This window comes from Treponema zioleckii, assembly GCF_014737315.1.
GTDB lineage: Bacteria > Spirochaetota > Spirochaetia > Treponematales > Treponemataceae > Treponema_D > Treponema_D zioleckii.
In genome coordinates this window covers 17197-33925 of record NZ_JPUF01000004.1, presented here as the reverse complement: position 1 = coordinate 33925, position 16729 = coordinate 17197, and the positions used below count along the sequence as shown (strand labels likewise).

At 41.4% G+C, this 16729-nt stretch carries 15 protein-coding genes; 2 read left to right on the top strand and 13 right to left on the bottom strand.

All coding sequences use genetic code 11. From position 1 onward, the window contains the following. Nucleotides 1-24: 24 nt before the first annotated feature. From JI65_RS02180 to rpe, 10 genes are all read right to left on the bottom strand, one after another. On the bottom strand, nucleotides 25-780 hold the full coding sequence (locus JI65_RS02180) for a pseudouridine synthase (protein ID WP_191013738.1): 756 nt from the start codon (nucleotides 778-780) through the stop codon (nucleotides 25-27). Further along, nucleotides 743-1282 (bottom strand): SMC-Scp complex subunit ScpB, encoded by a 540-nt coding sequence (gene scpB, locus JI65_RS02175; protein WP_242457138.1) that lies wholly within the window; start codon nucleotides 1280-1282, stop codon nucleotides 743-745. The genes JI65_RS02180 and scpB overlap by 38 nt, the downstream gene beginning before the upstream one ends. A gap of 62 nt (nucleotides 1283-1344) precedes the next feature. Beyond that, nucleotides 1345-2127, bottom strand: a complete 783-nt coding sequence (locus tag JI65_RS02170) for a segregation and condensation protein A (RefSeq protein ID WP_191013786.1) — start codon at nucleotides 2125-2127, stop codon at nucleotides 1345-1347. Continuing rightward, nucleotides 2120-2659 (bottom strand): 2-amino-4-hydroxy-6-hydroxymethyldihydropteridine diphosphokinase, encoded by a 540-nt coding sequence (gene folK / locus JI65_RS02165; RefSeq protein ID WP_277950575.1) that lies wholly within the window; start codon nucleotides 2657-2659, stop codon nucleotides 2120-2122. Before folK ends, JI65_RS02170 begins: the two co-directional genes overlap by 8 nt. A gap of 3 nt (nucleotides 2660-2662) precedes the next feature. Next, on the bottom strand, nucleotides 2663-3898 hold the full coding sequence (gene recA / locus JI65_RS02160) for a recombinase RecA (protein WP_422822269.1): 1236 nt from the start codon (nucleotides 3896-3898) through the stop codon (nucleotides 2663-2665). A gap of 168 nt (nucleotides 3899-4066) precedes the next feature. After that, on the bottom strand, nucleotides 4067-4402 hold the full coding sequence (locus tag JI65_RS02155; RefSeq protein WP_191013735.1) for a hypothetical protein: 336 nt from the start codon (nucleotides 4400-4402) through the stop codon (nucleotides 4067-4069). Then, on the bottom strand, nucleotides 4368-5162 hold the full coding sequence (locus JI65_RS02150) for a tetratricopeptide repeat protein (protein WP_191013734.1): 795 nt from the start codon (nucleotides 5160-5162) through the stop codon (nucleotides 4368-4370). The genes JI65_RS02155 and JI65_RS02150 overlap by 35 nt, the downstream gene beginning before the upstream one ends. Continuing rightward, nucleotides 5159-6562: a hypothetical protein gene (locus tag JI65_RS02145; protein WP_191013733.1), complete on the bottom strand. Its 1404-nt coding sequence runs from the start codon at nucleotides 6560-6562 to the stop codon at nucleotides 5159-5161. Before JI65_RS02145 ends, JI65_RS02150 begins: the two co-directional genes overlap by 4 nt. Then, nucleotides 6563-7567: a tetratricopeptide repeat protein gene (locus tag JI65_RS02140; RefSeq protein ID WP_191013732.1), complete on the bottom strand. Its 1005-nt coding sequence runs from the start codon at nucleotides 7565-7567 to the stop codon at nucleotides 6563-6565. Then, on the bottom strand, nucleotides 7564-8205 hold the full coding sequence (gene rpe / locus JI65_RS02135) for a ribulose-phosphate 3-epimerase (RefSeq protein WP_191013731.1): 642 nt from the start codon (nucleotides 8203-8205) through the stop codon (nucleotides 7564-7566). The genes JI65_RS02140 and rpe overlap by 4 nt, the downstream gene beginning before the upstream one ends. A 499-nt stretch (nucleotides 8206-8704) precedes the next feature. On the opposite strand from rpe, the gene JI65_RS02130 reads away from it, so the two are divergent. Next, entirely contained in the window at nucleotides 8705-9685 is a 981-nt protein-coding gene (locus tag JI65_RS02130) for a tetratricopeptide repeat protein (RefSeq protein ID WP_191013730.1), read from the top strand. A gap of 118 nt (nucleotides 9686-9803) precedes the next feature. Next, the gene (gene greA, locus JI65_RS02125) at nucleotides 9804-12515 is read left to right on the top strand and encodes a transcription elongation factor GreA (protein ID WP_191013729.1); all 2712 of its coding nucleotides are present in this window, start codon (nucleotides 9804-9806) and stop codon (nucleotides 12513-12515) included. 199 nt (nucleotides 12516-12714) lie between these two features. On the opposite strand, the gene JI65_RS02120 is transcribed toward greA, so the two are convergent. The 3 genes from JI65_RS02120 to JI65_RS02110 are packed head-to-tail and all read right to left on the bottom strand — an operon-like array spanning nucleotide 12715 to nucleotide 16494. Then, the gene (locus JI65_RS02120) at nucleotides 12715-13392 is read right to left on the bottom strand and encodes a precorrin-8X methylmutase (RefSeq protein WP_191013728.1); all 678 of its coding nucleotides are present in this window, start codon (nucleotides 13390-13392) and stop codon (nucleotides 12715-12717) included. 1 nt (nucleotide 13393) lies between these two features. Then, nucleotides 13394-13906, bottom strand: coding sequence for a cob(I)yrinic acid a,c-diamide adenosyltransferase (locus tag JI65_RS02115; protein WP_191013727.1), 513 nt, complete (start codon nucleotides 13904-13906; stop codon nucleotides 13394-13396). After that, the gene (locus JI65_RS02110; RefSeq protein WP_191013726.1) at nucleotides 13903-16494 is read right to left on the bottom strand and encodes a cobyric acid synthase; all 2592 of its coding nucleotides are present in this window, start codon (nucleotides 16492-16494) and stop codon (nucleotides 13903-13905) included. The genes JI65_RS02115 and JI65_RS02110 overlap by 4 nt, the downstream gene beginning before the upstream one ends. Between the last annotated feature and the right edge of the window lie 235 nt (nucleotides 16495-16729).

Genomic DNA, 16729 nt, shown 5'->3' with positions numbered 1-16729 from the left:
CCCCCTTTTTAATCTTTTTTACCATTAATTTTTACAAAGATTCAGCAATTCTTTTATTTCAAACTGAGTCAACTCTCTAAACTCACCAGGTTTCAAATCTCCAACAGAAACTGAACCGATTCTCACGCGAGTAAGACTTCGGATTACAGCTCCAGAATTTTCAAAAACACGACGAATCTCACGGTTTTTGCCCTCAATAAGAACTACACGCATTTTATGAGAATTGATTTCTGAGGCATCTTTCGCGCGATAAAAAACTCCCTCAACGCGAACGCCTCGCTTAAAATCTTCCGCAAGCGAGCGAGGAAGCGGCATACTCGTCTCAACGACGTATTCCTTTTCTATTTCCGCACTCGGATGAGAAAGTTTTGCGGCAAAATCACCATCGTTCGTAAAAATAATCAGACCGCTCGAAAACATATCGAGACGGCCGACATTGTAAAGCCGTTCGGAATAAGAATCTTTTAACAATTCAAGGGCAACCCGCCTGCCTTTTTCATCGGACTGCGAACAAACAAACCCCGCAGGCTTGTACAAAAGCACATAACGTTTCGTTTCTTCAAGAGAAATCTCTTTTCCGTCAACAAGAACTTTGTCATTCGATGTTACTTTCGTTCCAAGCTCCGTAACGACACTGCCATTCACAGAGACTCTTCCTTCCAAAATAATTTTTTCGCTAGCACGCCTGCTCGCAACCCCGCAATGAGCAAGGTACGCCTGCAAGCGGATTGGTTCTGAATTACTATCGTGCAAGTATAAACTTCTCCTCTTGTTTTTCATCAAGTTTAGGCAAATCTGCAATAGAATTCAACCTGAAGAACTTCAAGAATTCTTTTGTAGTTCCAAATTGGGTCGGTCGCCCAGGTGCGTCTTTTTTTCCGACATCTTTTATGAACTGCCGTTCAATCAGCGTTCTTATCATATTGTCAGGAGGAACGCCACGGATATTCTCTATTTCAGCTCGCGTAATCGGCTGCTTGTAAGCGATAATCGTCAAAGTTTCCAATGCAGAGCGGGAAAGCCGGCCCTCATTTTTATTTCCATATTTTTCTTTAAGGACATCCCAAAACTCTTTTTTTGGTGTCAAAGCCCAACCGCCGGTTATCATCACCAGTTCAACACCGGAATTCTCGGAAGAATATTTTTCCTTGAGCATTTCAAGGCATTCTTCAACCACGTCAACAGCCAGCTGAGAAATGTTCGAAAGGACTTCGACCGTCACCGGCTCACTTTCAAGAAAAAGAACAGCTTCAACAAGACCAGCCTCCTTATCGAGGTTAATCTTTTTTCTGCTCTCCTCTACAAGCTTTTCTTCGGTGCCTTCTTTTTCGGTATTTTCTTCTTTTATTCTGCCTTGTTTCGGCATATTTTTATATCTCCAAACATTCTATTTTGATAAATACACGCCATCTTGAATTTTACAGCTTCAAGGAGTGCCATGAACGCACAGATAATATCAAGTCTGTTGCCATCACGAACGATAAGCTCCGAAAACATGCATTCCTCGTTACGGTCAAGAAGCTCATTCATCAATGTCAATTTTTCGTTAACAGAAATTTCCTCATAAGTATCAAGAATTTTTCTGTCTGTATAAGAGGACACAAGATTCTGGAAAATTTTTTGCATTTGTTCAAGCAAATCCCATGTATCAATCTTCTGCCACACATCTTCTTTCTCAAACGGAAGAACACGCTGAATTTTTTTGCGCTCAAAACTCCATTCACTTTCGTCTTCCTTTTCTTCCATAAGAGCCGAAAGTTTTTTTATCCGCTGATATTCGATAAGGCGCTCAACCAAATCTTCTCGAGGATCTTCAAAATCCAAATCATCTCCAAGCTCAACTTCCTGCGGCATCATCATTCGGCTTTTTATAAAAATCAATTTTGCCGCCATGCTGTAAAACTCGGATAAATCCCCCAAATCGGTTTCAGACGCATAATCCAGATACTCAAGAAACTGGTCGGTTATCTGAACAATCGGAATATCGTAAATATTGATTTTTTGGTCATGGATCAAAGTCAAAAGCAAATCCAAAGGTCCTTCGAACTGACCGGCAATATACGAACGCCTTTCAGTTTTATGCTCAGTCTCCGAAGTCGTAACCGGCATCATTCTTTGCTCATTCATTTCCATAATCAACTAACCTTTCGATAATTCCGTCGCCCGAAGAATTCTGCAATTCTTCAAGCATTTTTTGATATTTTTTTATGTCAAAAATATCGGCACTTACAAAATTCGGATTTTTAGAAAAAACATCCATAAGCGGAACCAAAACGAACTCACGCTCGCAAAGCCGAGGATGCGGAATTTCCAAAACATCCGAATGAATTTGAGTCTTTCCGAAAATCTCAATATCGATATCAATGGAGCGAGGGCCATTCCTGATTTCTTTCTCCCGATTTCGCCCCAATGAATACTCAATTTTGTGAATTTTCTCAAGCAAATCAAAAGGCTCAATATCTTTTACAAAACCGCACGCAACCATATTATAAAAATCATCCTGATTTTTCACGTACATTGGTTTTGTGCGAAAAACGGAAGAAGCCTTAAAATCATGGATAAACTCGCGCAACAAACAGCAGGCTTTTTCCAAGATTTCAAGACTTTTCATTCCATTCCAAGATTTATTTGAACCTAGGCCAAGGACAACGAATTCCATTTTTTAGAACAAAGCGTCCTGTGGGCTAACAGGAGAGTCCGAAGGCGGAAGCTCAAGTGACAAATCTGCAGTAGCCGATTTTTTGTCATCTTTTTCGGTCTTTTCAGACTTTTCTTCTTTTTCAGCAGCCTTTGCGGCTTTTGCGGCAGCTTTAGCAGCCTGAACCTGTTCAGGATAAACAGGAACACCGTCCTTCGTCTTTAAAATCTGACCAGGGAACAACTGTTCGCGAAGCTGAACCTCAAGCGTATGAGTGTAATCTTTGTTCTGTTCAAGGAACGAAAGCGCATTCTCTTTTCCCTGACCAATTTTCTCGTCACCACGTGTGTACCACGCACCACGCTTGTCGATGAATCCATGCTTTACAGCGGAATCTAGGAGCGAAGCGGTTGCAGAAACACCCTTTCCAAAGTAAATATCAAGCTCAACCTTTCTGAATGGCGGCGCAACCTTGTTTTTTACGATTTTTACGCGAACACGGTTACCAACAGCCTCTTCTTCACCCTTACCGTCAATAGACTCTATTCTTCGGATCTCCAGACGAACAGAAGAATAGAATTTCAGGGCATTTCCACCCGTCGTAGTCTCAGGGTTTCCGAACATAATACCAATCTTCATACGAATCTGGTTGATGAAGACAATAATACATTTTGAACGACCGACAATCGCAGTCAATTTTCGGAGCGCCTGACTCATCAAACGAGCCTGCAAGCCCATCATCGAGTCTCCCATATCGCCCTCAATTTCTTTTTGAGGCGTAAGAGCGGCAACAGAGTCAACAACGATAATATCAACTGCCCCAGAACGAACAAGCTGCTCAGTAATCTCAAGAGCCTGCTCTCCGGTATCTGGCTGAGAAACCCAAAGTTCGTCAATGTTTACGCCGAGATTTTTAGCATAAACAGGATCCAAAGCATGTTCAGCATCAACGAAGGCCGCAATTCCTCCAAGCTTCTGAGCCTCGGCCACCGCATGAAGTGCAAGCGTTGTTTTTCCAGAACTTTCAGGACCGTACATCTCGATAATTCGTCCGCGAGGATAGCCGCCAATACCAAGCGCCTCGTCAAGAAGAATTGAGCCAGAAGGAATAACATCAATACCCGCAGCATCAGCCTGAGTTCCAAGTTTCATCAAAGAGCCTGCACCGAACTGCTTTTCAATCTGAAGCCGGGCAGCCTCAAGGGCCTTTAGTTTTTCAGACATTTCTACAGGAGGTTTATTTTCTACGACTTTTGCCAATTTACTTCTCCCTAAAAAAAGATAAGGGCATCCAAAAAAGTCAGATTGCCCAAAAAGGACTTTGCAGAAAAGCAATTTCCTATCATATATGTTACTTCCGAAAAATAATCAATTTTTTCGATTTTAAAAAATAATTTTTTGTTTTATCATCAAGAAAAGACAAAACATTTATTTTTTTGGTTGATAGAACGATTTTCCTACCATATAGATATGATATTCTCCGGTCGAAATATTTTTTTCCATAACGAGTTTTCCAAGAATGTGAACAGGTCGTTCAACATCAATCGCCGGCATTTCATTGAATTCAACACGAATCAAATACTTAACCTCTTTTTTGTCTTCATATCCGACGTAAAGTTTGCACTCGTATTTATTTTCGTTAACAACGACCGAAGAAACTCTTCCAGACCATGCGACCCAACAATTATTGTACAAAAGCGGCTGTTCTAGAACCTTCGTGTAATCAAAATTATCTTTTAAAGAAGAAAAATACAGGTTCCGCAAAATGGGTTGCAAGGATTTTTGCATTATCCTTCATTTCTTCGGAAGCATTTGAATTTAAAATCCTGTTGACTTCAACCTGAGCAGCATTGTCCCGATTATTTTCAAATTTTTCAAGGGCATCAAAATAAACGTTCTTTGCCTCGGTCTGCGTCAGCGGAATTTGAACCTGCACGTCGGAAGAATTTATTTTCATTTCTTCGGCAGTAAGATTAAAATCTTCGTAATTTATTCGATTTCCCTGAAACTGATGTTTTGCAGGTTTCATAAAATTCAAAATAACAATAGCAAGGACAATTCCAATCAACGAACAAAAAACAGTGCGCAAAAACGTATCTGGATTCAGCCCTAAAGATGGATACAATTTTTCGATTTCGCCAGTGTCAATCATCATTCCGATTTGCTCGGAAGTGCCCTTAGTCCGAATAAAATTAAGTCCGCGTCTGGCAAGTTTGTTATCAGGATCGTGCTCAAGAGTCTCAAGATAATACTGCACAGCCCTATCGGTATCGCCGCGCCTAAGATGCATTACAGCCTGAGCGTTCAGAAGATTCACGTCCGACATGCGGATATAACGAGCGCGCTGAAAATAAGAACCTGCACTGCCCATATCACCCAAATACAAGCACGCAAGCCCACCTGTAAACTGATAATCAAAACTGTCTTTGTAATAATCAGCAGCAGGCTCCAGCGCATCAAGACACTCGGAGAACCTGCGCCGAATCAAAAGGGAGCGCCCGCGCTCCAATGCTGACCGTCTCATTTCTGTTGCCTTATTTTCTCTAGAATTGCATCGAGTTCAGCGTTAAGTCTTTTTATCTCGCTTGTATCAACATTATCAGGATCGGACTGCAGAACATTGATTCTGTCGATAAGCCCCTGAATATAATCAGGATCAAGTTGATAATCTTTTATAGACGGAACTATAAAATCAACTTCTTTTTTAGGCTCAGTCTCAACGGCCTCGTTTTTTTCTTCGGCATTCTGAACTTTGCTTTTCTGAGTATCAACATTTTCTTGATTTTGTACAACAGGAGAAGAAACTTTTTTTTCATTTTCTTCACTTTCTTTTTCAAAAGGCTCTGACTCTACGGCAATCGGCTCCTCAGCCTGCACATAATCTGAATTCCTAATTCCAGAAGGATTTCTTCCGTCAACACCGACTGTCAGCCGAGTCTTGAAAGAATAGTCTTTTCCGTTCAAAAGCGTAAAATTTCCCCAATTTACGAGAACTGCCGAATCGGCATGACGGTTAACGCTATGGAAACCTCGGTTTTCCACGCAAGAATATTTCCACGGATTTTTTGCGAGCAAGTCGTATCCCGCAACGCTCACAATTGCAGGCAAGAGAACATCTTCATCATAGAAGACTAACTGAAGCGAAGTGCGGTCGTTTCGTGAAACAAGGTATTTTTCTGTTCGAAGTTCGTTTGCAAAATACTGTTTTTCAGAAGAAATTTTATAGCCAGTGGCCGTTGACATTACAGAAGAAAATCCCTCGCCCAAAACAGTGTCAAAAAGACTGTAAAGCGAGATTTTTTCGTTTCGTCCGCTCAAATTGAAAACTCTGAAAGTCATTACGAGAGAATCAACTTCTGAATCAGCGCGGCTAGCTTCCAAAGAAAAATCCACGACCACCTGAATTTTATTTTTGATGATGTAAGAAATCTGCCCGCAGTTTTCGTCAGCAAATCTTCGGACTGAGCGATTTACACTGCCGGAATCAGCAAGGTTGTAAGTTTTTCCGTTCAAAGCAAGAACCGTAAATGATTTTGAAAAACGGTCTACAGCAGAAAGAACGGGAGTCTCGCTTTCATCATCAGCGATTGCAGAGAGCCCGAAAGTTCCAGAAGTTCTGTCAAGATAAACATGAACGAGACCTTTCTTAAAGTCATATTTTTCACATTCCCAATACGACTGCTGTAAAACTGGGTCAAATTTTCGTTTTTTATCATTTTTCTCTTCAGTTTCATTTTCCGAAATATTTTCGGCAGAAGCACTTACAGATTCCTGAGAATCAGCGTCCGAGCCATTCTCCTGAGAAAAAACAAGCGGACAGGCAAAAAGCAAAATCGAAAGCGCGAACAACGCTTTTACCTTGAGCGAATTTGAATTAAGGCATTTTTTTTCGGATTTGCCACCATTTTTTAAATTCATCATCATTTATTCTCCGTCCTCAGTCTGGTTATCAAGAAGATATTGAAGTTGCAGAGCCTTTTTCTTTAACATTTCAAGCTCCAAGTCAATCTCTCTATTTTTATCGGTTCGTTTTGACTTATTCTTGCCCACAGAATCAGCCGATTCGTCGGAAGAAAGTCCTTCGCCCTCGATTGAATCTGGAATCGAAGCCGGAATTCCTGAATCCGAACTTTCTTCGTGCATTTCCTGAGTTTTGTTTTTGAATTCGTTTTCAAGCTCCGTCAGTCGGCTCTCGGCTTTCTGGCTTTCTTTTAGGAGTTTTTCTTTCAGCTCCCGATTTCCCTCGGCCTGATAGATTCTAAGTTTTCTCTCATATTCTTCGCGGGCAGCAAGATTTTCTTCGCCAGTCACTTTTAAAAGATAAAGAAGTTTTTCCTCGCGCTCCCGCTGGTCAATCATATAAATTTTATAAACCGCGTCAGGAGCTTTTCCGTCATCAGGAAATTCGCGCACGACACGTTCGTAAAGTGGCCGTGCAGAATCAAAATTATATTCTTCATAAAAAGACTCGGCCATCCAATATAAAGCCGAAGCGTAAAGCTGATGTTCAGGATTTTTGTGACAAAAGTCGCTCAAACACAAAATCGCATTTTCATTCTTTCCAATCAGATGCAGGAGATGACCGTTCTGATACAAAACCACGTTTGAATACAAGCTTTCCGGATATCGTTCCATAAAATACTCGCAGTCGGCTTGGGCCTGCTTGTATTCTCCCGCATAAAGTTCGCTTTTTATGAGCATATACATGGCCTCCTCGCTCGCGCCCTGCGGGGAAGACACGGCTTTTCGGAGAAAGAATACGGCAGAAATCCAGTCTTCCTGGCTAAAAGCTCCGTATCCTTGTGCAAGAGCAGAATTTACAGAATCAGAAACCGACTCGCAATATCCCTGCGGAATGAACGCCAAAGGTGCAAAAAAAGAGGTTACGAGGATAAATATTGCGGATAAAAATCTCGTCGTTTTCCTCATGCCTTAAAATCCTCCATTTTGAATGCCCCAGAAAAGAATGCGGAACCAGAAACCAGTATGTCCGCACCGGCATCAATAACGGACTGCGCGTTCGAAGAATTAACGCCGCCGTCAACCGAAATCAAGAAATCAAGATTTTTTTGGGATTTTATGTTTGAAAGTTTTTTGATTTTTTCGAGAGTATATGGAATAAATTTCTGACCGCCGAATCCAGGATTTACGCTCATAACAAGCACCAAATCAACAAGATGAAGGATTTCAGAAAGCGATTCGACAGGCGTTGAAGGAACAATAGAGATTCCAGCCTTTTTTCCCAGCGAATGAATGTGGTTTATAAGCCTGTCCGTATGAACAGTAGACTCATGATGGAATGTAATCCAATCACTTCCGGCCTCGGCAAACGAATCAACCATAAGCTCAGGTTTTTCGACCATGAGATGAACGTCGAAAGGCAATTTTGAAAGAGGCCGCAACGATTTTATGACCGGCTGGCCATACGAAATCTGAGGAACGAACTGACCGTCCATAACATCAATATGAACGGCATCTCCGCCGTTATTTTCTATTAATTTTAATGCAGATGCCAAATTTGAAAAATCTGCCGAAAGCAGTGATGGCGATAACAATACTTTTCTCATATACTTATAATACATCGGATTTTAACAAAGGAATGATAAGTTGTAAACATGGGCGCGGCAGAGTGAACTTGGAGAATTTTAGTTTAACTTCGTCGCGCCCCACCAGTTTTTCTTTAGAAAAACTGGTGCTTCACTAAAAATATCTCACTAACGACAGAGCAAACTTAAGGAAGTTGCCGTGCCCCGTGAGTTTTCCCTTGAAAACTCACGCTTCACAGTGCAGTTTGCAACGACTTGAAATCGGTTTTAGCGTTCGCGCAACGCTCTCGCTTCAGGTTGCGGTGAGTTAGTTTTGCCGTGTCCTGCAAGTTTTTCTAACGGTTCATGACGGAAAAATCAAATTTTAAGCGAATTTTTATATTTTTTTCAAAAAAAAAGGCAAAAAATCATATTGACATAATATAAAAAAGGTTTTATAAACTTTACCCCATTTTTTTTAGAATTTCGATAACTTTTATTGACTAAAAGATTCATTTCGGTATAATGAATTTTACACGTTATGGGTATTCAATCAGAAGAAGAACTTAACAAGGCCTATAAGTTTCTTGAAGAAGGAAATCCAAGCAAGGCAAAGCGGATTATCGCTGATGCCATTGAGTTTGACCTTGAAAATCAGGAACTTAACTTTGCCTATTGGTGCTGTTCTTTTTGGGATGAGTTCATAAAAAATCTTCCACAGCAAGATGCTATGGAGCAAGGCGAAAACCTTATCGCAAGATGGGAAGCATTTAGCGAAACGCTTGAGCGCGGCAAGCAGATAATTCCACGGGCAGTATTTGCAGTACAGCACGGGGTGTTCACTCTCGCCCTCAATGCATTCAGTAAAATGCAGACTCAACTGGATCGGCAAGCGTCAAACATGAAAAACATGCTGGCACGTGCTGAAATTTACCGAAAAGAAGGCTTATGCTGCAAAAAAATCGGGCAATATGAAGAAGCATTGTCTTTTTTGATGCAAGCAAACAGCTATTCTCCATCTTCGGCACCAGTTCTTGCGGAAATGGCGGACTGTTTTGCCCTCTGCGGAGAAGAAAAAAAAGCAAAGGTTCTCTTTCGGGAAGCTTTTTTTATCGACGCACAGAAGATTGCAATCTCATTTCTAGAGTCAGAACTGATACGCAGGCTAATTGAGCAGGTAAAACTGAAAGGATATTCAGGAGCCGCATTGCTGGAATGGATTCCGGTTTACGGTGTTCTTTATGGGATTTTCAACATTAAGAGAGAGCTTAGACCCCAAGAGGCGAACCGCCTAAAACAAGACGTTTACGCACTTGAGAACGAACTGAAAGACCCGAAGAACGACCCGAATATTCTAAAGCCAAAAATCATCAACATGTATTTTTGGTTAATAGATTACTACTCACGGGCATGCGTAAATATCGGTTATGAAGCAGAAGCCACGAACAGACAGAACATAGACGAATGTTTGTTGCAGATTCGTGTTCATGATGAGAATATTTACGACATGTATATCCGTTAAAGGTATGCCGTGCAATAACAACTAGGTTATCGGCATATATCATGGAATCTTGACAAATAGATTTTGTAATTTTTACAGATTTTACAAAGAAAAGAATTTTGTAAGACAGGAGATTTTTATGTCTGAAGAGCTTGTACAGTCCGTCCAGGACATGCTGAAAGAGGAAACATGGACACGTGCTACCATCAGCAACTACACAAAAAACAATTTAATTGAGCTTGCAACAATCGTTGAAAAAGCAAAAAACGAAAATTGCATCAATGAAATCAAAGCAATCTGTGACGAACACCTTACACACACAAAAGACAGCATCATCGCTCTTTACATCTCCGGAATGCTTGGACTAAAACAGGGAACTCTCGACAACTCATCATTGATGACTCTTGTTGATATTTTCGCAAACAATCATAAAGAACCAATCGTAATCTACCTTTGTGAGTCAATTCTTGTCGATGATCCTTCAAACAGATTCGCGTTGCATACTCTCGCAGATATTTACAAGGCAGATGGCAATGAAGAATATTGGAAGATTTACGAGCAAATCGTAAAAATCGACTTTGAGGAAGCGGACATTGCACGTGCGCTCGCAGAGCACTACGACTCGCTCGGAGACAAAGAAACTTCTATTGACTACTACAAGAAGGCTCTTCTCCGCTACGTTTCAAAGAAGAACTACAATTCTACGAAAGATGTTTGGTCACTTCTCGTAGGGCTTATTCCAGACGAAATCGACTTCTTCCTTTTGGTACAGCGAAAAATCGCAAAGACAATCAGCGAAGACAAGAGTGCAATCTTGATGCAGGAACTTTACGTTCATTACAAGGACATTAAAAACTGGGACGTTGCGATTGACATCCTTAAGTTGATTCTCCAAATCGACCCGAAAGATCCATGGGCAAGACGAGAAATCGCAGACTGCTACAAGAACAAGTATGCAGACCACAGTCACGTTAACGACTACATCAAATCATCTGACTTGACATCAAACTTCCGAAATGTTTTTGAAGCAATCAATGACTTTGAAAAACATATCGCTTTTGATGCAAAGAATTTCGTTTACCACAAAACATGGGGTGTCGGAATTATTCGTTCGGTAGAGAACGAAAAACTCACAATCAACTTCGGAAAGAAAAACGGAATTCACGAGATTTCCTTGAAGATGGCAGTAAACGCACTCCAGCCGTTGTCAAGAAGCCACATTTGGGTAAAGAAGGCAACTGCAAGATCTAAGGACGAACTCGTAAAATTCGTAAAAGAAAACAAAGCCGAAACTTTGAAAATCATCATCAAGAGTTTTGACAACTGTTGTGACATCAAAAGAATCAAGGCAGAACTTGTTCCTTCAATTCTCGATGCAAAAGAATGGACTACATGGAACAGCTCGGCTAAAAAGATTCTTGAAAGCGATGCTTCGTTCGGCGTAAATCCAAACAACATCAACGAATACACTGTAAAAAATCATGAGATTTCTCCAGAAGAAAAATTGAGCAACGAGTTCAAAGCTCAGAAACAGTTCTTCTCTCGAATCGACATTCTTATGAAATTCGTGAACGATGATGCTACTGACAAAGAAAGCGAGCTTTTCGTAGATATGTACAACTACTTTACAGGATTCTTGAAGGCAGCTTCTTCTGTAAACGAGCAGATTGTAGCATCTTATCTCGTCGTGCAGAGAATTGGTGCAATGTACCCTTCTCACAAATTTACGACAAACTTCACTTTTGAGCAGATGTATCGTGAAATCGAGTCACCGCGTGCAATGTACCATGACTTGAAAGACACAAAGAACACAAACTTGAAGTCTGACTTCCTTAAAAACATTAAAGACATGCTTCCAGACTGGGTTGACCAATACATCAAACTTTTCCCGGTTGTTCTCGAAAAGGACATGCTCACTATTTTGATTAACGCAGGCCACATGGACAAGGTTCAGAAGCTTGCAGTTGACTCTTTCAATGACTTCCGTGGCTACAGAGACGCAATCTTATTCTTCTTTGACAAATGCGGCGACGAAGACTGGTTCAAAGAAGCTGGCATTCCGTTCCAGAAGCAGCTTATCGCGCTCGTAAACATTATTTCTCAGTCTTACAAAGAGATTGACAACCACGTTGAATCAACGGAAAACAAGAAAATCATTCGTAACTGTTGCAAAATGCTCTTCGAAAAAGACGGCAACAAATATGCTAAGCACATGGTTGACGACTGCGACATTGAGACAATGACTCACATGTACACTCTTGTTGACGATATTTCAGAACTTGACGGAAGCTACAAGACAATGCTCCGAAACAAGATTCTTGCAAAATACCCAGACTACAAATTCCATACGACGGAAGAAAAGTCTGTGCAGCCAAAGGGCATGATTGTAACTGCAAAGAAACTCGAAGAGAAAAAAGCTCTCGAAGTTCATCTCCAGACAGTGGATATTCCTGCAAATGCTATCGAACTTGCAGAAGCTCGTGCAAAGGGAGACTTGAAGGAGAACGCAGAGTACATCGCAGCAAAAGAGGCTCAGCACAAACTCGGCCACGACCTCAAACGCTTGCAGGAAGACTTGGCTCGTGCCGTTGTATTCGATCCAACAACAGCAACAGCTTCATTCATCTCTTTTGGTACAGACGTTGTTCTCTTCAACAAGGATTCTGGAAAAGAAGAAAAATACACAATTCTCGGACCTTGGGAATCAGACCCAGAAAACGGCATTCTTTCTTATATGTCGCCATTCGGAACTGCAATTCTCGACAAAAAAGTTGGGGATGAACTTTCATTCAAGATTAATGAAAAGCAGTACCACTACGACGTAAAGAGCATTAAACTTTCAAAAGTTTAATTGAATGCCATTCCGAATTCGACCGCTTACGTTGTTGCGGTCGCCAGGTTTCGGAAATCTGCTAGATGCTGAATCAAGTTCAGCATGACAGAAAAACGATATTGACAAAAAGCCTGCCAACGTTTAAGCGTGCACTTTCAGTACCCTAAAACGTTGGCAGGCTTTTTTTAGTTGAACAATAAACTAGACGCTCAAACTTTTAGTTTTCCAAATCGTATAAAAGTGCGTTGATTATCGCAGCGGCAACAGTGCTCCCGCCTTTTCGACCTTTTGCAACGATATAATTTAAATCTGACTCCAAAATCAAATTTTTCGCGCTCTCAACGTTCACGAATCCGACCGGAACTCCGACCACAAACCTAGGTGTGCAAATGCCCGCATCATAAAGCTGACGGATTCTAACAAGTGCGGTAGGCGCGTTTCCGACGGCAAAAATTATCGGTCTTTCATCAAAAAATTTTGCGGCTTTGTCTACCGAACACACGGCACGAGTCAGCCCGGATTTTTTTGAAAGCTCTGCCACATCAGAATCTGCCATAAAACAGAATTTTTCGATTCCGAATTTTCTGCAGAATGGCTCGCTTATTCCCGAAAGTGCCATATTCGTGTCGGTGACGATTACGGGCCGCCCTGTGCGGAGCAATTCTTTTACCGTCAGAACTGCATTTTCTGAAAAACAAAGATTTTTTGCGTAATCAAAATCAGCGGTGGTGTGAATGCAGCGGAGAATAACTTTTTCGTTTTCGGGCGAAAGAGAGATTCCATTTTTTAAAAGCTCAGTCTTGATTATTCGCATACTTTCTTTTTCGATTTCTTGCGGAAGAAATTTTTTTATAGTCCCGAAAGTCGGAAGATTTTCAAAAAGTTCAAATTCCATATTAATACTCCACTCCCCTTCTGGCAGGAATTCCTTCGTCAAAAGGATGTTTTATTTTTTTTATCTCGCTCACGTAATCCGAAATCTCAACAAATGACAAAGGAGGATTCCGACCGGTAAGAACGATTTCAAGCTCTTTTGGAGCGTTTTTCAAAAAAGACTCGACCAACGTTTTGGGCAAAACTCCATAATTTACGGCGGCACAAACTTCGTCAAAAACTAAAAGTGACTTCTGATTTTTTTGCGCGAGCGAAATTGCATCCTCAAAGTTCTGAACGGAAATTTTTTTGGTTTGAGATTTTTCATCATCGTTCATTTTTGAAAAAAACTTTTCGCCCGACTTTCCGCGAAAAATAACGGCTCCGAGTTTAGAAAGCGACTCGATTTCGCCAGAAAGCCGCCCTTTTAAAAACTGAACAAAAATCACGGGAAAGCCGTTTCCGAGGGCGCGGGTCGCAAGCCCGACCGCGGCGGTTGTTTTTCCCTTTCCGTCGCCAAAATACAGATGAATCATAATTCAATCCCCATAATTTCGTAAATGCGATTTATATCCACGGAATTCCGCACAAGGGCTTCCAGCCGGTCAAACTCGTCGTTTTTTAGCTCGCGGTAACTTTTGACTTCTGCAAGATTCGGACACGGGATTTTTTTTGCTTCAAAAAGTTTTTGCAAAATCGCGTCAGAAATATTCTTGCAGTCAAAAAAACCGTGAATGTACGTTCCGAGCGCGTTGCCCGCAGAACAAACGCGCACTTTTTGGTTTTGAGAGTTTTGTATTGGGCAACTTTCTCCAACGTGGATTTCGTAGCCTTCAACAGCTTGCCCCGAAAGAAAATTAAAAAAGCCGGTGAGCGACGGAAGAGACTCTTTTACCTGCACGCGGACTTTTTTAGAATTGAAAACCGTGCGCAAAGGCAGGAGAGAAAGTCCGTTCATCACTTCAATTTTCGAAGAATCTTCATTGCCATCCGAGTCGTGCAAAGTTTCACCCAAAAGCTGAAAGCCACCGCAAATTCCGATTACAGGCCGATTTTTTGAAAAATCACGTATCAATTCATCAATTTTTGACTCATTCAAAAACTTCATGGATTTTATGGAATTCTTGCTTCCGGGAAGAATTATCAAATCCGCCTTGCCGAAAGAATGCTCAAGCTCGTAAAATTCTTCAACGGAATCAAAAAAGCTCACCTTTACAAACGGATAAGCCAAAAATGCATCAAAATCCGTAAAATTCGAAATGTACGGGAGTTTTGCCACAAGAATATGAATCAGTATTTTTTCGCTTTGAGTAAGATTAGCCTCCAATTTTGAAGAAAGGCTGTCCTCGTCATCGAGTTTTAGATTTTTTATGAACGGCACGACTCCAAGAACAGGAATTTCTGTAAGTTCTTCGAGCATTTTTAGTCCGTCAGAAAGCAGCGTAACGTCGCCACGGAATTTGTTGATCAGAAAACCGCGGATTCGTTTTCGCTCACTTTCAGAAAGCAAAGCCGCCGTGCCATACAACGATGCAAAAACACCGCCACGGTCAATGTCGCCACAAAGAAGAACAGGCGCGTCCAAAAACTCGGCAAGCCCCATATTTACGATGTCGTTCTCGCGAAGATTTATTTCGGCAGGACTTCCGGCCCCTTCAATCACGATAATGTCATTTTCGGAGGCAAGGGAATCAAAAGACTGTTTGATTACCGGCAAAAGTTCCTTCCTAAAAGAAAAATAGTCCTTCGCGCTCATGTTTGTAAGCACTTTTCCGCCAACAATAACTTGGCTCACGCTGTCGCCAGTTGGCTTTAAAAGAATCGGGTTCATGCGAACGTCCGGGATTTTTTTTGAAGCTTCCGCCTGCATAATCTGCGCGCGCCCCATTTCAAGCCCGTCCGCCGTAACGCCAGAATTCAGAGCCATGTTCTGACTTTTGAACGGCGCGACCCGAAAACCGTCATTCGTAAAAATTCTGCAAAGGGCGGCAGCCAAAAGAGATTTTCCCGCGTTGCTCATTGTTCCCTGAATCATTATCGCGCGGCAAGCAGGATTTTTTTTCTGGCGAACGGTGCCAGAAAGCGCGTCGAGCAAAATTGAATTCTCGGCATGATTTTTTATTGAAATTCTGTACCAGTTTTCGCCAAGCCCGTAAAAATCAGCGCACGAACGAATCTGAATATTTTTTTTGAGGAGTTCTGATTCAAGACCGAATTTATCGGACTTAAAAAGAATAAAATTCGCTTCGCCCCGTTTGTAAAAAATCTTTTTTGAATCAAAAAAAGCGTAAAATCGCTCTTTTTCAACTTTCACAAGCGAACGAACTTTTTTTTCCCAAGAAGATTCCCCGCCCAATTTTTTTTGGGAAAGTTCCTCGTTTAAGATTTTTAGGGCACAATTTTCAGAAACCGAGCTAATAGCCCAAGGTCTGAGCGAAGAAAAAAGCGACTCCGAAAGTTTTTTAGAAAAACAAAGCGCGTAGCCCACACGAAGTCCCGCAAGCCCGTAAAATTTTGTGAACGCATTCAAAATGATTAAATTTGGAAACGCGTCTTTTTCCTGAATGATTTTTTGTAAAATTTCTTCGCAATTTTTTGAAAACTGCGCAAAACACGCATCGAGTACAAAAACTGAATCATTCCCCTCGCATTTTTTTTGAATCGATTTTATTTCGTCAAAAGAAAATGCCCGCCCTTCGGGATTTGACGGAGAAGCAAGAAAAACGACGGAGTTTTTTGCAGAAAGATTTTTAAAATCTTCAAAAGAAACATGCAGAATCGATTCTTGCCCACCGACGCACGAAAATGCCTCGGCATATTCTGAAAAAGCCGGCTCAATCACGACACAAATTTTTTTTGTTCTAAAAAAAACATTTGCGATTAAAAAAATCAAATCAGCGGCTCCGGCCCCCAAAATTATTTGGTCTTCAGGAAAATTCCAGAATCTTCCGAGCAACTTTGCCAATTTTGTGCAGCGTAAATCAGGATACCGAGCATATTCGTTCGCATTCAGCGCAACCGATGAAAGTGCACGTTTTGCAGCCGGGTGCATTCCGAGCGGCGAAATGCTGGCCGAAAAATCAATAATACCTTTTGAAAAATTTGAACCGCCGTGAGTTTTCATAAAAAGATTTTAGCACAAAAAACCTAGCCGTGGAAATCCAAAGATTCCACTTTAGAAAATTGCAAGCGCGGCGCGAGCAATAAAGCTCACTCCGCCCCTGCAAGTGCCCCACCAAAGCGCGATTTTCGTTAGAAACTTGCGGAAAAGGCTAAAATGCAGTTTTTTGCCAAAAAGTGAGTTTATAGCATTTCCTTTTCTGTTTTTGCTTGTCTCCAAAGTGTGCTATACTTTGGAC

Coding starts and splice junctions, on each gene's coding strand:
- JI65_RS02180 (WP_191013738.1), bottom strand. CDS start 780: ATGAAAAACAAGAGGAGAAGTTTATACTTGCACGATAGTAATTCAGAA.
- JI65_RS02170 (WP_191013786.1), bottom strand. CDS start 2,127: ATGAATGAGCAAAGAATGATGCCGGTTACGACTTCGGAGACTGAGCAT.
- folK (WP_277950575.1), bottom strand. CDS start 2,659: ATGGAATTCGTTGTCCTTGGCCTAGGTTCAAATAAATCTTGGAATGGA.
- JI65_RS02150 (WP_191013734.1), bottom strand. CDS start 5,162: ATGAGACGGTCAGCATTGGAGCGCGGGCGCTCCCTTTTGATTCGGCGC.
- JI65_RS02145 (WP_191013733.1), bottom strand. CDS start 6,562: ATGATGATGAATTTAAAAAATGGTGGCAAATCCGAAAAAAAATGCCTT.
- JI65_RS02140 (WP_191013732.1), bottom strand. CDS start 7,567: ATGAGGAAAACGACGAGATTTTTATCCGCAATATTTATCCTCGTAACC.
- rpe (WP_191013731.1), bottom strand. CDS start 8,205: ATGAGAAAAGTATTGTTATCGCCATCACTGCTTTCGGCAGATTTTTCA.
- JI65_RS02130 (WP_191013730.1), top strand. CDS start 8,705: ATGGGTATTCAATCAGAAGAAGAACTTAACAAGGCCTATAAGTTTCTT.
- greA (WP_191013729.1), top strand. CDS start 9,804: ATGTCTGAAGAGCTTGTACAGTCCGTCCAGGACATGCTGAAAGAGGAA.
- JI65_RS02120 (WP_191013728.1), bottom strand. CDS start 13,392: ATGGAATTTGAACTTTTTGAAAATCTTCCGACTTTCGGGACTATAAAA.
- JI65_RS02115 (WP_191013727.1), bottom strand. CDS start 13,906: ATGATTCATCTGTATTTTGGCGACGGAAAGGGAAAAACAACCGCCGCG.
- JI65_RS02110 (WP_191013726.1), bottom strand. CDS start 16,494: ATGAAAACTCACGGCGGTTCAAATTTTTCAAAAGGTATTATTGATTTT.